Below are 16480 nucleotides of genomic sequence, written 5' to 3'. Positions count from 1 at the left end.
GCTGTCTTTGTGGTCAGGACGGGCCGACTCGGCGTGGGCTCCTTGTTCGAGATGACCCTTGCGCTCGAATATGAATCTGTATTAAAAAATGCTGTGACGGAACCCACATCAAGGTTCCGACTGGGAGAGGGAGATCGATGAGCGACCGAGTGACGCAGGCTCCGGCCTGGACGTTCCGCAGCCACTGGATGAGCCAGACCGCCGGGCATGCGGTGATGCGGCCCGATGCGACGGCCCTGCGGTTTCTCGGGGTGGGCACCACCTGGAAGCAGCTCCACGAGCGCTCGCTGCGCTTCGCCGGCGCGCTGCGCGAGCGCGGCGTCCAGCAGGGCGACCGGGTGATCCTGCTGACCCTCAACCGGCCGGAGTTCGTCGAGGCGGTCTTCGGGATCAACAGCCTCGGTGCGATCGCGGTGCCGGTCAACGCCCGACTGGCTCCGCCGGAGATCGCCGGCCTGGTCGAGGACAGCGGCGCGACCGTGATCGTGACCGAGCAGCTCCTCGCGCCGCTCGCGGCGGCCACCGCCGGCCTCGCGCCCGCGCTGAAGACGAGGATCGTCATCGGTGAGGCCGAGGGGATGGAGACGTACGAGAGCCTGGTCGAGGCGAGCGAGCCGATCGAGCTCGGCGACATCTCCGAGGACTCGGTCGCGCTGATCATGTACACCTCGGGCACCACCGGGAAGCCCAAGGGCGCGATGTTGACGCATCACAACATGCAGATGCAGGCGCTGACCTGCATCCGGTGCAACGACCTCGGTGACGAGTCCGACATCGCGTTCATGACCGCGCCGTTCTTCCACATCGCCGGCCTGGGCTCGCTGGCTGCCAACTTCCTGCTCGGCATCCCCAGCGTGATCCATCCGCTCGGCGCCTTCGACGCGGGCGAGGTCGTCGACGCCTGGGAGCGTGAGGGCGCCACCGTCGTCTTCAACGTGCCCCAGCAGTGGCAGGTCATCTGCGCGCTGCCGGGCATCAAGGAGCGCGATCTCAAGCTGAGGATCATCTCCTGGGGTGCCGCCCCGGCCTCCGAGACCCTGCTGAAGGCGATGGCCGACACGTTCCCCTCCGCGCTGAACGTCGCGGTGTTCGGCCAGACCGAGACCTCGCCCATCACCTGCGTGCTGCGCGGCGAGGAGTCGTTGCGCAAGCTCGGCTCGGTCGGACGCCCGATCCCGACCATCCAGTACCGGATCGTCGACGGCGAGATGAACGACGTGCCCGTCGGGGAGGTCGGCGAGATCGTCTACCGCGGCCCTTCGGTCACCCAGGGCTACTGGAACAACATCGAGGCCACCGAGAAGGCGTACGTCGGTGGCTGGTTCCACTCCGGCGACCTGGTCCGCCAGGACGAGGAGGGCTTCGTCTGGGTCGTGGACCGGGCCAAGGACATGATCATCAGCGGCGGCGAGAACATCTACAGCGCCGAGGTCGAGAACGCCATCCACGCCCACCCGTCGGTGATCGAGGCGGCCGTCGTCGGCCGTCCCGACGAGAAGTGGGGCGAGGTGCCGGTGGCTCATGTGGCGCTCAAGCCGGGCGAGAGCCTCGACCTGGAGGGGCTCAACGAGTTCCTGACCACGCGGCTGGCCCGGTTCAAGCTCCCGAAGGACCTCGTCGTCCTCGAGGTGCTGCCGCGCAACGCCGGCGGCAAGGTGCGCAAGACCGAGCTGCGGACCCAGGACTGAGGGCGGACCGTGTTCCCCGGGGTCTGGGCCGCACGCACACCCGAGAAGCCCGCCATTGTGATGGCGGGCTCCGGGCGGGTGCTCACCTATCAGGAGCTGGAGGACCGCAGCCTCCGGCTGGCGCGACACCTGCACGCCGCGGGGCTGCGGCGCGGTGACGTGGTCGCGCTGCTGAGCGACAACCGGCCCGAGGCGTACGAGGTCTACTGGGCGGCGCTTCGCTCAGGGCTCTACGTCACCGCGGTCAACAGCCACCTCTCCGCCGACGAGGTCGCCTACATCGTGACCGACTGCGACGCCAAGGCGCTGGTGGTCTCGGCGGACGTCCCCGCGGTCGCGAGCCTGAAGGTCGAGGTGGCCCACCGCCTGGCCTACGGCGGCGAGGTCACCGGCCATGCCTCCTACGAGGCGGCGCTGGCGGCCGCCGGTGTCGGGTCGCTCGAGGAGTCCCACGGCGACGATCTGCTCTACTCCTCGGGCACCACCGGGCGCCCGAAGGGGATCAGGTCACCGCTGCCGGAGATCACCGTCGGCGAGCCGGGTTACGTCTACCCGCTCGTCTTCGGGACCACGTACGCCTTCGACGACTCCTCGGTCTACCTCTCCCCGGCGCCGGTCTACCACGCGGCGCCGATGCGGTTCGGCGGTGTGGTGCACGCCTATGGCGGCACGCTGGTGATGATGGAGCGCTTCGACGCCGAGCAGGCGCTGGCCACGATCGAGCGTTACGGCGTCACCCACACCCAGATGGTGCCGACGATGTTCGTGCGGATGCTCAAGCTGCCCGAGGACGTACGCCTCTCCTACGACATCGCCTCGCTGCGGTGCGTCGTCCACGCGGCGGCACCGTGCCCCGTCGAGGTCAAGCGCCGGATGATCGAGTGGTTCGGGCCGATCATCGAGGAGTACTACGCCTCGACCGAGGGCATGGGCGCGACCGCGATCGACTCGGAGACCTGGCTGGAGCACCCCGGCTCCGTCGGCCGCCCGATCATCGGCGTCCCGCACATCGTCGGCGAGGACGGAGGTGAGGTCGGACCCGGCGAGGTCGGCGCGATCTACTTCGAGCGCAACGACCGCAGCTTCGCCTACCTCGGTGACACCGCGAAGACCGCCGCCGCCAAGCACCCCGAGCACGCTTCGTGGACGTCGGTCGGCGATGTCGGTTATCTCGACGATGACGGCTTCCTCTACCTGACCGACCGGGTGGCGTTCACCATCATCAGCGGTGGCGTGAACATCTACCCCCAGGAGATCGAGGATCTCTTCAGCCTCCATCCGGCCGTCGCCGACATCGCCGTCATCGGGGTCCCCGACGAGGAGATGGGGGAGCGGGTCGCCGCCTTCGTGCAGCCGGCCCCGGGGACGGAGCCCGGGCCCGAGCTCGCCGAGGAGCTGACCGCGTACGCCCGTGACCGGATCGCCCACTACAAGGTCCCGCGCGAGATCCACTTCCGTGACTCGCTGCCGCGGACTCCCACGGGGAAGATGGTCAAGCGCCGGCTGCTCGAATGACTCGGCGAGAGTTGAGTACGTGGACTCAGGCGGCGACGGCGCACCGGCGGCCAGAATTTCTGCCATGTCCACGTCCCTGCTGCGCCACCACCTGCTCGCCCCCGCCACCTCGTGCTTCCTGGGCGTCCTGAGCCTGGCGACGGTGCTCTGCTTCCACTTCCCCGAGCTGCTCACCAGCCGCGAGTTCCGTGCCATCTACACCGAGGACTTCGCGCGTACGCTGCTGCTCGTCGGCCTGGCGGCCGCCTTCTTCGCCGGCACGATCGCGGTGCTGCGTGACCAGCACAAGCGGATGGCGTTCGTCGGCGTCGGCACCGCGACCGTGGCCGTGCTCCTCGGCGGCACCGAGGTCCCCTTCGACGGCCCGGTGAAGGACACCCCGTTCTCGCTCGGCCTGGACTGGTTCGTACTCGCGCTGTTCTTCTCCGCGCTGGTCTTCATCCCGCTCGAGCACGCCTTCGCCCGCCGCCCGGTGCCGGTCTTCCGGCCCGGCTGGCGCACCGACGCCTGCTACTTCTTCATGAGCCACGTACTCGTCCAGCTGATCCTGATCCTGGTCACCACCTCGACCTCGCTGGTGGTCTCGACGGTCAAGGTGCCGGGCGTGCAGGCCTGGATCCAGGACCTGCCGTTCGTGGCAGCCTTCCTGCTCGCGGTCTTCCTCGCCGACCTCGCCCAGGCGGTGCTGCACCGCTGCTACCACCGGATCATGGTGCTGTGGCGCTTCCACGCGGTCCACCACTCCAGCCCCGAGCTCGACTGGCTGGCCGGCTCCCGGGTGCACTTCGTCGAGACCGTCCTGACGCGCAGCATCGTGCTGCTGCCGCTGCTGTTCCTGGGCTTCTCGACCTCGGTCGTCAACGCGTACGCCGTGCTCGTCGGCATCCAGGCGGTCGTCGCGCACGCCAACCTGGGCATCCGGTTCGGCGTTCTCGAATACCTGATCGTGCTGCCTCGCTACCACCACTGGCACCACGCCCGGCACCTCGACTACTGGGACCGCAACTACGCCATCCACCTGCCGGTGATCGACATGCTGATGGGCTCCTTCAAGCTGCCCCGCGACGGCAGCTGGCCCGAGGAGTACGGCGTCCTCAAGCGCGAGACCGTCCCCGTCGGCATCCTCGCCCAGCACGTCGCCCCGTTCCTCGGTCAGCGCACCTTCGACGAGTACGTCCGCTGACGTGGATTCAGCAGAGACCCTCATGAGCCGAGGACCTGCTCGGCAAGCTCGGCGCGGGAGTGGATGTCGAGCTTCATGTAGACCTTCCGCAGGTGATACTCGACGGTCTTCGGGCTGAGGAAGAGCGCGGCCGCGGTCTCACGAGTGGTGCGGCCCTCGGCCAGGAGCAGCGAGACCTGGAGCTCCTGCGGTGTCAGGGACGCCGCTCCCGACGCCTCCCGTCGCGCCACCTTCTCGCCTGTCGCCTCCAGCTCGGCCGCGGTGGTCCGGGCCCACGGTTCGGCCCCGAGGTCGTCGAAGGACTCGAGCCCCCTGCGCAGGTGTGCGCGGGCATCGACCCGGCGCCCTGCCCGCCGGAGCCGACCGCCGTACGCGAGGTGGGTCCGCGCGGCCTCGAAGAGGTCACGGGTCTCCGCATGACGTTCGATGGCCGCTTCGAAGTGCGCGTCGAAGGACCGATGGTCCGCCACGGTCCCCAACGCCCGGTGCGCCCGCGCGACCGACCAGGGTCGGCCCTTCGTGCGAGCCGCGGCCGCGTACCGACGCGCCTCGGCCTCCGCCTCGCCGGGGCGGCCGAGGCGGAGCAGGGCATCCACCAGCTCGGCGCCGGGGGAGAGGTCGGGGTCGGCGATGCCCCATTCCTGGAGCCGTCGCGAGAGGTCGAGGAACGTCTCTGTGGCGGCTCGGGGGTCGCCCGCCGCGAGCTCGAGGTCGCCGACGGCGTAGAGGCACCAGGCCTCGCCCATCCGGATGCCCCGTTGGGTGCACAGGCGGACGGCCTCGGTCGCATGCTCCCGACAGGCGTCGCCCCGACCCTGTCGGGACTCGAGCCATGCCAGTCCGGCGAGGGACATGGCGAGGTCCGTACCCTGGCCCGTCTCCCGGGCGAGCCGGATCGACTCCTCGTAGTTGGCTGCCGCCCGGGACCAGGCGGTGGACGTCGCCTGGTCCCGGGCGACGTGGAACAGCACGTTGGGCAGCAGGCCGACGCCCATGCGAGAGCGCACGTCGTCGACGATCCGGCGCAGCTCGGCACCGGTCTCGGCGTCGCGGAGAAACAACGGGGTCGTCAGCAGCCACGGCAGCGCCTCGGGGTGCTCGACCGGGTCGGCGTGCGCGGCCAGCAGCGGAACCGACGCCTGGATCTCCGCCAACCCGCCCTCGCCGCTGAGCACCTTCGCCATCCCGGTCGCGGCGAGCCCGATGGCGCGAGCGCGCGGCGACTCCGCGGCTGCGACCGCGCCTGTCAGCGAGGTGGTGAGGTGCGTCGACACCGCCGCGTCGGCCAGGTAGAAGGCAGCGTGCAGCGCCTCGGCAAGGAGGAAGACGGTGTCGTCGGGTGTGGGCGCGTCGGGCGCCGCGCGCTCGAGGATGTGGACGGCGTCGGCGACCGAACCGCTGCGGGCAGCGATCTGGGCGCGAATCCGCAGTGTGCGCGAGCGGGTGCGCTCCGGGACGGGCTGGGTCTCGATCTCGTCGAGGAGGGCGACCGCGCGGTCGTGGAGCCCTCCGGTCCACGCCGCCTCTGCCGCCGCGCACAGCATGACGTGCCACCGGTCGGTGTCCGTGCTCAGCCGCGCCGACCGCTCGTAGGCGGTGCTCGCGACGGTGTACGCCGTACGGGCGCTCGCGCTGTCGGCGGCGGCCTCGAGCAGGCCGGCCACTTCAGGATCGGGACCCCAGGTCGCCTCCGCCAGGTGCCACGCCCGCCGCTCGGCGTCGTCGGGCAGCAGGTCGGCGACGGCGAGATGGACGACCCGGCGCAGAGACTCGTCGGCCTCGCTGTAGACGGCCGCGCGCACGAGCGGGTGGCGTACGTCGACGCGGCTGCCCGTCACGACGACGAGCCCGGCCCGCTCGGCGGGACCGAGGCCGGAGACGTCGAGGCCGAGCCGTCTGCAGACCTCGCCCGTGTGGTGGAGGTCGCCGTTGGCGACCACGGCAGCGAGCAGGGCGGTCCGGGTGTCCGGGTCGAGCTCGGCCAGCCGCCGGGAGAAGGCGGCGGTGAGAGTGGCGGGCAGTGCGGGCGGGAGTCCCGGGGCACGGTCATCGAGGAGCTCGATGTTGCGGGCGAGCTCGAGGAGGGCGAGCGGGTTGCCGCCGGTCGCGGCGAACAGCCTGGCCACCTGCTCGTCGGTGGGTGGAGTGACCTCGAGGGCACGCACGAGGTCGCCGGCCGCCGCCGCGTCGAGACCGGACAGCTCGAGCACGTCGAGGCCGCCGACGAGGTCGTCGCACGCTCCGGACCGTCCGGCGAGCAGGACGACGGCCGGGTCCGCGTCGATCCGGCGGGCGGCGAAGGCAAGCGCCTCCGCCGATGGCCGATCGAGCCACTGCAGATCGTCGACGACCACGGCGATCGGAGCCTGCTCGGCATACCGACACAGCAGCGCGAGGGTGGCGGCGCCGATGGCGAACCGGTCGCCGGCGGTCCCTGCCTTGAGCGCGAGTGCTCTGCTCAGTGCTGCCTCCTGCGGCTCGGGCAGCGCGTCGAGGAGGTGGAGCGCCGGACGCAGCAGCAGGTGGAGCCCGGCGAAAGCGAGGTCCTTCTCCGCCTCCGTGCCGGTCGCGCGCAGGACCTGAACACCCTCCAGGCGGTCGAGCGCGTCGTCGATCAGCGCCGTCTTGCCGACCCCGGGCTCGCCGGTGACCGCGAGCGCGCCACCGCGCCCGATCCTGGCACCGGCGACGAGCCGGTCCACCATCCGTTGCTCCGTCTCCCGTCCGATGAGCACGTGGTGAGCCTAGGAGCCGGCGCCGGTGCCGGTCCGCTGTTCGAACGAGTCCACCCAGTGTTGGGGACCCGGGCCAGGACTAGGTGGGGCACCTGACGCGAGGACGTCCCGAGCATTCCTAGCGTTCCCGTCATGACTACTACTGATGACGCCATGACCCCGGGCACGAACGAGGTCGAGATCGACATGGACAAGCTGATGGCCTTCGTCTTCCGCGCGGTGGACGAGGTCGGCGCGACGCTCAACGCCGCTCTGGTCGTGATGGGCGACAAGCTCGGCTACTACCGCGACCTCGCGGCCAACGGGCCGAGCACCCCGACGGAGCTCGCCGGGCGGACCGCCACCGGCGAGGCGTACGCCCGGGAGTGGCTGAACGCCCAGGCTGCCGGTTCCTACGTGACCTACGACCCGGCCACCGGCCGGTACGCGCTGCCGCCCGAGCACGCGGTGGCGCTGACGGTCGAGGACAGCCCGGCCTTCCTGCCCGGGATGTTCCAGATCGCGCTCGGCACCGTTCACGACACCTCGCACATCCTCGAGGCGGCGCGCAACGGCGGCGGCTACGGATGGCACGAGCACGACGCCGACGTCCACGTCGGCTGCGAGCGGTTCTTCCGTCCGAGCTACAACGCCCACCTGATCGCCGAGTGGCTTCCCGCGCTCGACGGCGTCGTGGAGAAGCTCCAGCGCGGAGCGACGGTGGCCGACGTGGGCTGCGGCCACGGCGCCTCGACGATCCTGATGGCGCAGGCCTTCCCCAGCTCCCGCTTCGTCGGGTGGGACTACCACGAGGCGTCGATCGCGACCGCCCGTGAGCGCGCCGCGGCCGCGGGGGTGGCGGACCGGGTGAGGTTCGAGGTGGCCCCGGCCTCCGTGTTCGGTGGCAGCGACTACGACCTGGTCACCATGTTCGACTGCCTCCACGACATGGGTGATCCGGTCGGCGCGGCACGGCACGTGCGGGAGACCCTCGCCGAGGACGGCACCTGGATGGTGGTCGAGCCCATCGCGGGCGACCGTGTCGAGGACAACTTCGGCCCCGTCGGCCGCGCGTACTACGGGTTCTCCACCCTGCTCTGCACGCCGAGCTCCCTCGCCCAGGACGTCGGGCTGGCGCTGGGCACCCAGGCCGGCCCGGCCCGGATCCGCGACGTGACGATCGCGGCCGGCTTCAACCGGTTCGAGAGCGTCTCCGAGACCCCGTTCAACCGGGTCTACGAGGTCCGGCCGTGATCGAGACGGCTGCCTCGATCCGTCCCCTTGCCGAAGTCCGGCGCGACCAGGCCCGGCCGGGGGACACTGGGGCCATGAGGGCACGCGAGCCCGACGCCGACGGCTACGTGGAGACCGACGGCATCAAGGTCCACTACGAGGTCTACGGCGCAGCGACGGAAGGTGCCGGCGACCGCACCATCTTGCTGATGCCGACCTGGACGATCATCCATGCCCGATTCTGGAAGGCGCAGATCGGCTACCTGGCGCGGCACTTCCGGGTCGTGACCTTCGACGGCCGCGGCAATGGCCGGTCCGACCGGCCGGAGGGCGCTGCGGCGTACACCAACGAGGCGTACGCCGCGGACGCGCTCGCTGTCCTCGACGCCACCGGCACCGACCGCGCCGTGGTCGTGGGGCTCTCGTGCGGGGTCACGTGGGGCCTGCATCTCGCCGCGGACCACCCGGACCGGGTGGCCGGCCTGATCGCGATCGCTGCGGCCTGCGGGTTCCCGATCGTCCAGGAGCGGGACGCGTTCGTCTGGGACGCTCGCCTCGACACGACCGACGGATGGGCCAAGTACAACCGGAACCACTGGCTCGAGGGCGGCTACGACGACTTCCTCGAGTTCTTCTTCGCCAAGATGTTCCCCGAGCCGCACTCGACCAAGCAGATCGAGGACTGCATCGCCTGGGCGCACGAGACGACGCCCCAGGTCGTCGCCGACTCCACCGCGGCACGGCTCGGGTGCGACGGGGTGACGTGTGCCTCCGTCGAGGAGATCTGCGGCCGCGTGCGGTGCCCGGTCCTCGCGATCCACGGGACCGACGACCAGATCCGACCGGTGGCGATCAGTGAGCGCCTCGTCGAGCTCACCGGAGGGTCGCTGATGCTGCTCGAGGGCAGCGGTCACGGCCCCGTGGGGCGCGACCCCGTCAAGATCAATCACGTGATCAAGGACTTCGCCGACGCGGTCCACCCCCGGCCGCCGGCGAGCCACACCTGGGTGCGCGCCTCCCACCGGCCGAAGAAGGTCCTCTACCTCTCCTCGCCGATCGGTCTCGGTCACGCTCGCCGCGACCTCGCGATCGCGCAGGCCCTCCGCGGACATCACGGGGACCTCCAGGTCGACTGGCTCGCCCAGCACCCGGTGACCCGGGTGCTCGAGGCCGCCGGCGAGCGGGTCCACGCCGCCAGCGGCTGGCTCGCCAACGAGTCGCGCCACATCGAGGAGGAGTCCGGTGAGCACGACCTGCACGTCTTCGAGGCGATCCGTCGCATGGACGAGATCCTCGTCAACAACTTCATGGTCTTCGACGACGTCGTCCGCGAGGAGCACTACGACCTCGTCATCGGCGACGAGGCGTGGGACGTCGACCACTTTCTCCATGAGAACCCCGAGCTCAAGCGCTTCGGCTACGTGTGGCTGACCGACTTCGTCGGCTTCCTCCCCATGCCGGGTGACGACGACCGGACCCGCATCGTCACCGCCGACTACAACGCCGAGATGGTCGACCACGTCGAGCGCCACCCGCGCCTTCGTGACCGAGCGATCTTCGTCGGCAACCCGAGGGACGTCGTGCCCGGGCGCTTCGGCGACGACCTGCCCGAGATCTCGTCGTGGACCGCCCAGCACTACGACTTCAGCGGCTACGTCACCGGCATCGACCCCGGCTCCATCGCCGACAGGGCACGGCTTCGTGCCGAGGTCGGCTGGCACCCCGACGAGCTCGTGTGTGTCGCCACCGTGGGCGGATCGGGCGTCGGCAGCGATCTGCTCCGTCGGGTGGAGGACGCCTACGACGCCGCTCGCGCCGCTGTGCAAAACCTGCGGATGATCGTCGTGACCGGCCCTCGCCTGGACACCGGCGTCGTACGGTCGCGTCCCGGCTTCGAGGTGCTCGGCTTCGTCCCTGACCTCTACCGGCTCCTCGCCGCCTGCGACCTGGCCGTGGTGCAGGGTGGTTTGACCACCACGATGGAGCTGGCCGCCGCCGGCACGCCGTTCATCTACGTGCCGCTGCGCCACCACTTCGAGCAGAACATCCACGTCCGACACCGGCTCGAGCAGTACGGCGCCGGCCGCTGTCTCGAGTACGACAGCCTCACCCCCGACACGCTCGCGCGAGCGATCGCCGACGAGATCGGCCGCGAGCGCCACGGCCGGCCGGTGGAGGCCGACGGCGCCGATCGTGCCGCCGCGCTGATCGCCGACCTTCTCTGACCGGGGCTCGCGAGCGCCCTAAGGTTGAGCCAGCAATCGCTCCTCGATCTCGCTCCACCGGAGGCTCCGCTGAACACCACTCAGGCACCAAGCAGCTCGTCCAGGCACTTCCCGGCCGCCGTCCTGCTGGACATGGATGGCACCCTGGTCGACACCGAGCCGTATTGGATCGCGACGGAGTACGCCATCGCCGAGCGCTTCGGGGCGACGTGGTCCGAGGAGCAGGCGATGGAGCTGGTCGGCAACGCGCTGATCGAGTCGGCGCGGCTGGTCAAGGAGGGCATGGGTCTTCCGCACGAACCCGAGGAGATCGTCGAGATGCTCCTCGACGGCGTGGTGGAGCGGGTCGAGAAGGAGGTCCCGTGGCGGCCGGGGGCCCGTGACCTGCTCGCCGACCTGGTCGAGCAGGGGGTGCCCTGCGCGCTCGTGACGATGTCGTACGCCCGCTTCGTCGGCCCCATCCTCAAGCACCTGCCGGAGGGCACCTTCAAGGTGATCGTCACCGGCGACATGGTCCGCAACGGCAAGCCTCACCCCGAGCCCTATCTCACCGCGGCCGCCGCCCTCGGCGTAGCGGCCGAGGACACCGTCGCCGTCGAGGACTCCAACACCGGCGCCCGCTCCGCCGAGGCCGCCGGCTGCACCGTCCTGGTCATCGAGAACCACGTCCCCGTCGCCCCCGGCGAGCGCCGGGTCTTCCGCGACACGCTCGAGGGGATGACGTCCGCCGACCTGGCTGCCCTCTGACCGCTCCGGGTCATCTAGGGTGCTTTCCGTGGGCCACATCCAGATCACTCCGTCCATCCTCAACGCCGACTTCGCCGCCCTCGGGGCCGAGGTCGCCAGGATTCCCAGCGCCGACTGGATCCACGTCGACGTGATGGACAACCACTTCGTGCCCAACCTGACCTTCGGGCCGACGATGGTCGAGGCGATCGCGCGGTCGACGGACACGCCGCTCGACGCCCACCTGATGATCGAGAACGCCGACCGCGAGGCGCCGGCCTACGTCGAGGCCGGCTGCGGCTCGGTGACCTTCCATGTCGAGGCCACCAAGGCCCCGGTCCGGTTGGCCCGCGAGATCCGCGCCAAGGGAGCCCGCGCCTCGATGGCGCTCAAGCCGGCGACCCCGATCGAGCCGTACGAGGACATGCTGGCCGAGCTCGACATGGTGCTGCTGATGACCGTCGAGCCCGGTTTCGGCGGGCAGAAGTTCCTCGATCTGGTGCTGCCCAAGATCCGCCGGGCGCGGTCGATGATGGACAAGCACGGTGTCGAGACCTGGCTGCAGGTCGACGGTGGCGTCTCGCTGGAGACCATCGAGCGCTGCGCCGAGGCCGGGGCCGACGTCTTCGTCGCCGGCTCCGCCGTCTACTCGGCCGACGACCCGGACGCGATGGTCAACGCGCTGCGGGACAAGGCCGTCTCAGCCTTCGACGCCTGATCCGGTGTCGTGCCACTCGTGTGGCACACTTGTCGTAGACGAGCTTGTGCTCGCGTGCTCTGGGGTCGGTGAAATTCCGAGCCGGCGGTGACTGGACCACTGTGTAGATCTTTGGCCTAGAAGTCCGCGACCCGATGACAGCCAGTCATCGGTTGAGCAGGTGAAACTCCTGCACCGACGGTTAAAGTCCGGATGGGAAGACGCACGCAGCCCGATTCGTCGTGACCACCCTGATTCGACAGGGTGCGGCGCGATGTATCGAGCCTGACCCCGGAGTCCGCGAGACGGACCAGAGGGGATCAGATGAAGTGCTTGGACCAGCGTGACCCGGAGCCGGGGGCGATGCGTCGCGCCCTGGACCTGGCCGCTGCGATCGGCGCACCGGGGCCTGCCACCTATCCGAACCCTCGGGTGGGCTGCGTACTCCTGGGGCCGGACGGGTCGATGATCGCCGAGGGGTTCCATCGCGGGCCCGGGACCGCGCACGCCGAGGTCGACGCGCTGGCGAAGGCAGGGGAAGCAGCTCGCGGGGCGACCGCAGTGGTCACGCTCGAGCCGTGCAACCACACCGGCCGCACCGGCCCGTGCTCGCAGGCGCTGATCGATGCCGGCGTCGCCCGCGTCGTCTTCGCCCAGGCCGACCCCAACCCGGTCGCTGCCGGGGGAGCGGAGCGGTTGAAGGAGGCGGGGATCGAGGTCGAGCAGGGCCTGTACGCCGCGGAGTCCCGAGAGCTCAACCGGGTCTGGACGCGCGCGGCCGAGCTGCAGCGCCCCTACGTCACCTGGAAGTTCGCCACCACGATCGACGGTCGCAGCGCCGCCGCCGACGGCACTTCGCGCTGGGTCTCCTCGCGCGCCGCGCGACTCGACACCCACAAGCTGCGGGCGCTGAGCGACACGATGCTGGTCGGGACCAACACGGTCGAGGTCGACGACCCCGCGCTGACGGTTCGGGACCTGGAGGACCGGGTGGTCGGCGTACAGCCGCTGCGGGTCGTCATGGGGGAGCGCGACCTCCCCGCGGACCGCCGGATCTTCGACGCCCAGGCGCCCTCGCTGCACCTGCGCACCCGCGACCCGCGCTCGGCGTTGGCTGAGCTGTGGGAGCGCGAGCGCCGCCATGTCTTTCTCGAGGGCGGGCCGACGCTGGCCGCGGCCTTCCTGGCCGCGGGCCTCGTGGACGAGATCGTCGTCTACGTCGCCCCGTTCCTGCTCGGCGCGGGCCGCTCGGCCGTCGCCGACCTCGGGATCACCACCATCTCCGACGCCTTCCGGCCGCGGGTGCGCTCTGTCGACGTACTCGCACCAGCCGCCGCCGGCGAGGAGCCGAACGTCCGTTTCGTCTTGGAACCACCCCAAGAAATTCAATACAGAGGGGAGCAGTGATGTTCACCGGGATTGTTGAGGAGCTCGGCACCGTCGCCGGGATCGAGGACCAGGGCGACGCCGTACGCCTGACCATCACCGCGGCCACCGTGCTCTCGGACGCCGAGCTGGGAGCCTCCATCGCGGTCAACGGCTGCTGCCTGACCGTGGCCACGCTCGGCGAGAACGAGTGGACGGCCGACGTGATGCTGGAGACGCTCAAGCGGACCAGCCTGCACGCGCTCTCGGCCGGCGACCAGGTCAACCTGGAACGCGCGGTCACCCCGGCCACCCGGCTCGGTGGGCACATCGTCCAGGGGCACGTCGACGGCGTCGGGCGCATCGTCTCCCGCGAGCCCAGCGAGCACTGGGAGGTCGTCACGATCTCGCTCCCCGAGGAGCTCGTGCGCTATGTCGTCGAGAAGGGCTCGATCGCGGTCGACGGGATCAGCCTCACCGTGGTCTCGGTGACCGAGGACGCGCTCACGGTCAGCCTCATCCCCGAGACCCTGGCGCGTACCTCGCTGGGGTTCCGGGCCGTCGGCGACGAGGTCAACCTCGAGACCGACATCATCGCCAAGCACGTCGAGAAGCTTCTGGGAGGGGTTCGGCCGTGAATATCGAGACTGGATTGAATTCATCAGGCACCGAGCAGTACGTGGGGATCCGGCTGGATCCGGTCGAGAACGCGATCGCTGACCTGGCGGCCGGGAAACCGGTCGTGGTCGTCGACGACGAGGACCGGGAGAACGAGGGAGACCTGATCTTCTCCGCCGAGCTGGCGACCCCGGAGGTGATGGCTTTCGCGATCCGCTGGTCCTCCGGCGTGATCTGCGTGGCGCTGCCGGGGGAGCGGCTCGACGCCCTCGACCTGCCGCCGATGACCCGGGTCAACGAGGACCGCAAGCAGACGGCGTACGCGGTCTCGGTGGACGCCCGCGAGGGCGTCTCGACCGGCATCTCGGCCGCCGACCGGGCGCTCACGACCCGGCTGCTCGCCGGCCCTCACTCCGGGGCCGGGGACCTGACCCGGCCGGGGCACGTCTTCCCGCTGCGGGCACGCGAGGGCGGAGTGCTGGTGCGGGTCGGCCACACCGAGGCCGCGGTCGACCTGACCCGGCTGGCCGGTCTGGAGCCCGCCGGTGCGCTGGTCGAGCTGGTCAACGACGACGGCACCATGCAGCGCGCCCCGCAGCTGCGGGAGTTCGCCGACGAGCACGGTCTGGCGATGATCTCGATCGCCGACCTGGTCACCTACCGGCGGCGTACGGAGGTGCTGGTCGAGCGCAAGGCGGCGACCCGGCTGCCCACCGAGTTCGGTGACTTCACCGCCTACGGCTATCGCACCATCGACGACCAGGTCGAGCACGTCGCGCTGGTCTACGGCGACATCGCCGGATGCGACCCGGTGCTCGCGCGAGTGCACTCGGAGTGCCTGACCGGGGACGTCTTCGGGTCGCGGCGCTGCGACTGCGGGCCGCAGCTGCGCGAGGCTCTCTCGCGGATCGCGGAGGCGGGCTGCGGTGTGGTGGTCTACCTGCGCGGGCACGAGGGCCGCGGGATCGGGCTGCTCGCCAAGCTGCAGGCCTACCAGCTCCAGGACGGCGGTCGCGACACCGTCGACGCCAACCTCGACCTCGGTCTGCCGGCCGACGCGCGCCACTACGGCGCCGCCTCGCAGATCCTGCGTGACCTCAAGGTCGACTCGGTGCGCCTGCTGACCAACAACCCCGAGAAGGTGAGCCACCTCGAGGCCTACGGTGTCGAGGTCGCCGAGCGGGTGCCGCTGACCCCGCGACCCAACGAGCACAACCTCGCCTACCTGCTGACCAAGCGTGACCGCATGGGTCACGAGCTGCCCGATCTGTCCGGGCGCGATCTGACTGAGGAGAACCGATGAGTGGCAAGGGAGCCCCGACCCCCGAGGTCGTCGACGCGAGCGATCTGCGGGTCGCCGTCGTGGCCGCACGCTGGCACGACGAGGTGATGGGCGGCCTGCTGAACGGCGCCGAGCGGGCGCTGAAGGACGCCGCCGTCGGCGGCCTGACGGTCGTTCGGGTCCCGGGCGCCTTCGAGCTCCCGGTCGCCGCGGCCGCGCTCGCCAAGTCGGGCTATGACGCCATCGTCGCGCTGGGCGTCGTCATCCGCGGCGGCACCCCCCACTTCGACTACGTCTGCTCGGCCGCCACCGACGGGCTGAACCGGGTCGCGATCGACCACGTCGTTCCGGTCGGTTTCGGCCTGCTGACCTGCGACAACGAGGAGCAGGCGCTCGACCGCGCTGGGCTCGAGGGATCCAGCGAGGACAAGGGCTACGAGGCCGCCGCGGCGGCCATGGAGACCGCGCTCACCCTGCGCGACTGCGTACGCCACTACTGAGGTGCCGTGGAGGTTGTGAAGCTGAGAGTGGCCTATAGGTCACTCTCAGTTTCACAACCTGCTGAGTGTCGCCACCAGATCGCCCTGGCGTCGGCGGGCGCCCGGGTCCTGCCGGGTCGATGCCTGCTCGACGACGAACCCGAGCGGGGCGAGCAGATCGGTGAGTGCCTCCGCCGACCAGTAGTAGGCGGTGTGCACCGCGTGGTCGAACGCCTCGCCGGGATCGCCGTCGACGAAGCCGACCAGTGCCGATCCGCCGGGGGTGAGCACACGCACGAACTCGGCCAGAATGGCGGGGAGCTCGGTGGGCGGGGTGTGGATGATCGAGTACCACGCCAGGATCCCGCCGACCGAGCTGTCGCTCAGGGGGATCGCCGCGAGGTCGGCTCGCTGGAAGCTGACGTCTGGGTACCGCGCCCGTGCGGCGGCGACGAACTCGGCCGAGGCATCCAGTCCGACCACGTCACGTACGCCGCCGGTGGTGAGTTCCTGGCTCCAGAGGCCCGGGCCGCAGCCGGCATCTAATAGGCGGCCGGTCGTGGCGTCTCGCCAGGTGGTGATCGTCTCGCGGTCGCGCTCGGCGAGCTGGTCGATCGTTCCGAACAGGTCGATGTACTCGGCTGCGCGGCTGTCGTAGGCTGCGGCGATCTCGGTCATGGTCATCGGTGACAGAGGGTAACGGGATTCGGCGGTGGGCGCTGCGTGGTCTGTGCGGACTTCCAGCGTGGGTGGGG

Annotated in this window: 13 protein-coding genes and 1 riboswitch; of the genes, 11 read left to right on the top strand and 2 right to left on the bottom strand. The window is 70.5% G+C overall.

Annotated elements, in window-relative coordinates; translation table 11 throughout:
• Positions 1-137 precede the first annotated feature (137 nt).
• The 3 genes from ACFU7D_RS11250 to ACFU7D_RS11240 all read left to right on the top strand — a co-directional run bounded on the left by ACFU7D_RS11250 (position 138) and on the right by ACFU7D_RS11240 (position 4386).
• On the top strand, positions 138-1688 hold the full coding sequence (locus ACFU7D_RS11250; protein WP_378867011.1) for a long-chain-fatty-acid--CoA ligase: 1551 nt from the start codon (positions 138-140) through the stop codon (positions 1686-1688).
• 9 nt (positions 1689-1697) lie between these two features.
• A complete protein-coding gene (locus tag ACFU7D_RS11245; protein WP_378867008.1) occupies positions 1698-3203 on the top strand; it encodes an acyl-CoA synthetase in 1506 nt (501 codons plus the stop codon).
• A gap of 64 nt (positions 3204-3267) precedes the next feature.
• Positions 3268-4386, top strand: coding sequence for a sterol desaturase family protein (locus tag ACFU7D_RS11240; RefSeq protein WP_378867005.1), 1119 nt, complete (start codon positions 3268-3270; stop codon positions 4384-4386).
• 20 nt (positions 4387-4406) lie between these two features.
• Here ACFU7D_RS11240 and ACFU7D_RS11235 read toward each other — a convergent pair whose 3' ends face one another.
• Entirely contained in the window at positions 4407-7121 is a 2715-nt protein-coding gene (locus tag ACFU7D_RS11235; RefSeq protein WP_378867002.1) for an ATP-binding protein, read from the bottom strand.
• A gap of 132 nt (positions 7122-7253) precedes the next feature.
• On the opposite strand from ACFU7D_RS11235, the gene ACFU7D_RS11230 reads away from it, so the two are divergent.
• The 8 genes from ACFU7D_RS11230 to ribH all read left to right on the top strand — a co-directional run bounded on the left by ACFU7D_RS11230 (position 7254) and on the right by ribH (position 15746).
• Complete coding sequence (locus ACFU7D_RS11230) at positions 7254-8354, top strand: class I SAM-dependent methyltransferase (RefSeq protein WP_378866999.1); 1101 nt, start codon at positions 7254-7256, stop codon at positions 8352-8354.
• 74 nt (positions 8355-8428) lie between these two features.
• Positions 8429-10558 (top strand): alpha/beta fold hydrolase, encoded by a 2130-nt coding sequence (locus tag ACFU7D_RS11225; protein WP_378866996.1) that lies wholly within the window; start codon positions 8429-8431, stop codon positions 10556-10558.
• A 69-nt stretch (positions 10559-10627) separates the two neighbouring features.
• A complete protein-coding gene (locus ACFU7D_RS11220; RefSeq protein ID WP_378867017.1) occupies positions 10628-11305 on the top strand; it encodes an HAD family hydrolase in 678 nt (225 codons plus the stop codon).
• A gap of 28 nt (positions 11306-11333) precedes the next feature.
• Positions 11334-12002 carry a ribulose-phosphate 3-epimerase gene (gene rpe / locus ACFU7D_RS11215; protein ID WP_378866993.1) on the top strand — a complete coding sequence of 223 codons (669 nt, stop codon included), beginning with the start codon at positions 11334-11336 and terminating at the stop codon, positions 12000-12002.
• A gap of 50 nt (positions 12003-12052) precedes the next feature.
• Positions 12053-12212, top strand: a riboswitch (FMN riboswitch).
• Positions 12213-12314: 102 nt separating this feature from the next.
• Complete coding sequence (gene ribD / locus ACFU7D_RS11210; protein WP_378867014.1) at positions 12315-13388, top strand: bifunctional diaminohydroxyphosphoribosylaminopyrimidine deaminase/5-amino-6-(5-phosphoribosylamino)uracil reductase RibD; 1074 nt, start codon at positions 12315-12317, stop codon at positions 13386-13388.
• Positions 13388-13984 carry a riboflavin synthase gene (locus ACFU7D_RS11205; protein WP_378866990.1) on the top strand — a complete coding sequence of 199 codons (597 nt, stop codon included), beginning with the start codon at positions 13388-13390 and terminating at the stop codon, positions 13982-13984. The genes ribD and ACFU7D_RS11205 overlap by 1 nt, the downstream gene beginning before the upstream one ends.
• A complete protein-coding gene (locus ACFU7D_RS11200; RefSeq protein WP_378730292.1) occupies positions 13981-15267 on the top strand; it encodes a bifunctional 3,4-dihydroxy-2-butanone-4-phosphate synthase/GTP cyclohydrolase II in 1287 nt (428 codons plus the stop codon). The genes ACFU7D_RS11205 and ACFU7D_RS11200 overlap by 4 nt, the downstream gene beginning before the upstream one ends.
• Positions 15264-15746: a 6,7-dimethyl-8-ribityllumazine synthase gene (ribH, locus tag ACFU7D_RS11195; RefSeq protein WP_378866987.1), complete on the top strand. Its 483-nt coding sequence runs from the start codon at positions 15264-15266 to the stop codon at positions 15744-15746. The genes ACFU7D_RS11200 and ribH overlap by 4 nt, the downstream gene beginning before the upstream one ends.
• 51 nt (positions 15747-15797) lie before the next feature.
• Here ribH and ACFU7D_RS11190 read toward each other — a convergent pair whose 3' ends face one another.
• Positions 15798-16409: a class I SAM-dependent methyltransferase gene (locus ACFU7D_RS11190; RefSeq protein WP_378866984.1), complete on the bottom strand. Its 612-nt coding sequence runs from the start codon at positions 16407-16409 to the stop codon at positions 15798-15800.
• Positions 16410-16480 lie beyond the last annotated feature (71 nt).

It is taken from the genome of Nocardioides sp. NPDC057577, from assembly GCF_042801335.1.
GTDB lineage: Bacteria > Actinomycetota > Actinomycetes > Propionibacteriales > Nocardioidaceae > Nocardioides.
This window is presented reverse-complemented; position numbering and strand designations above follow the sequence as displayed.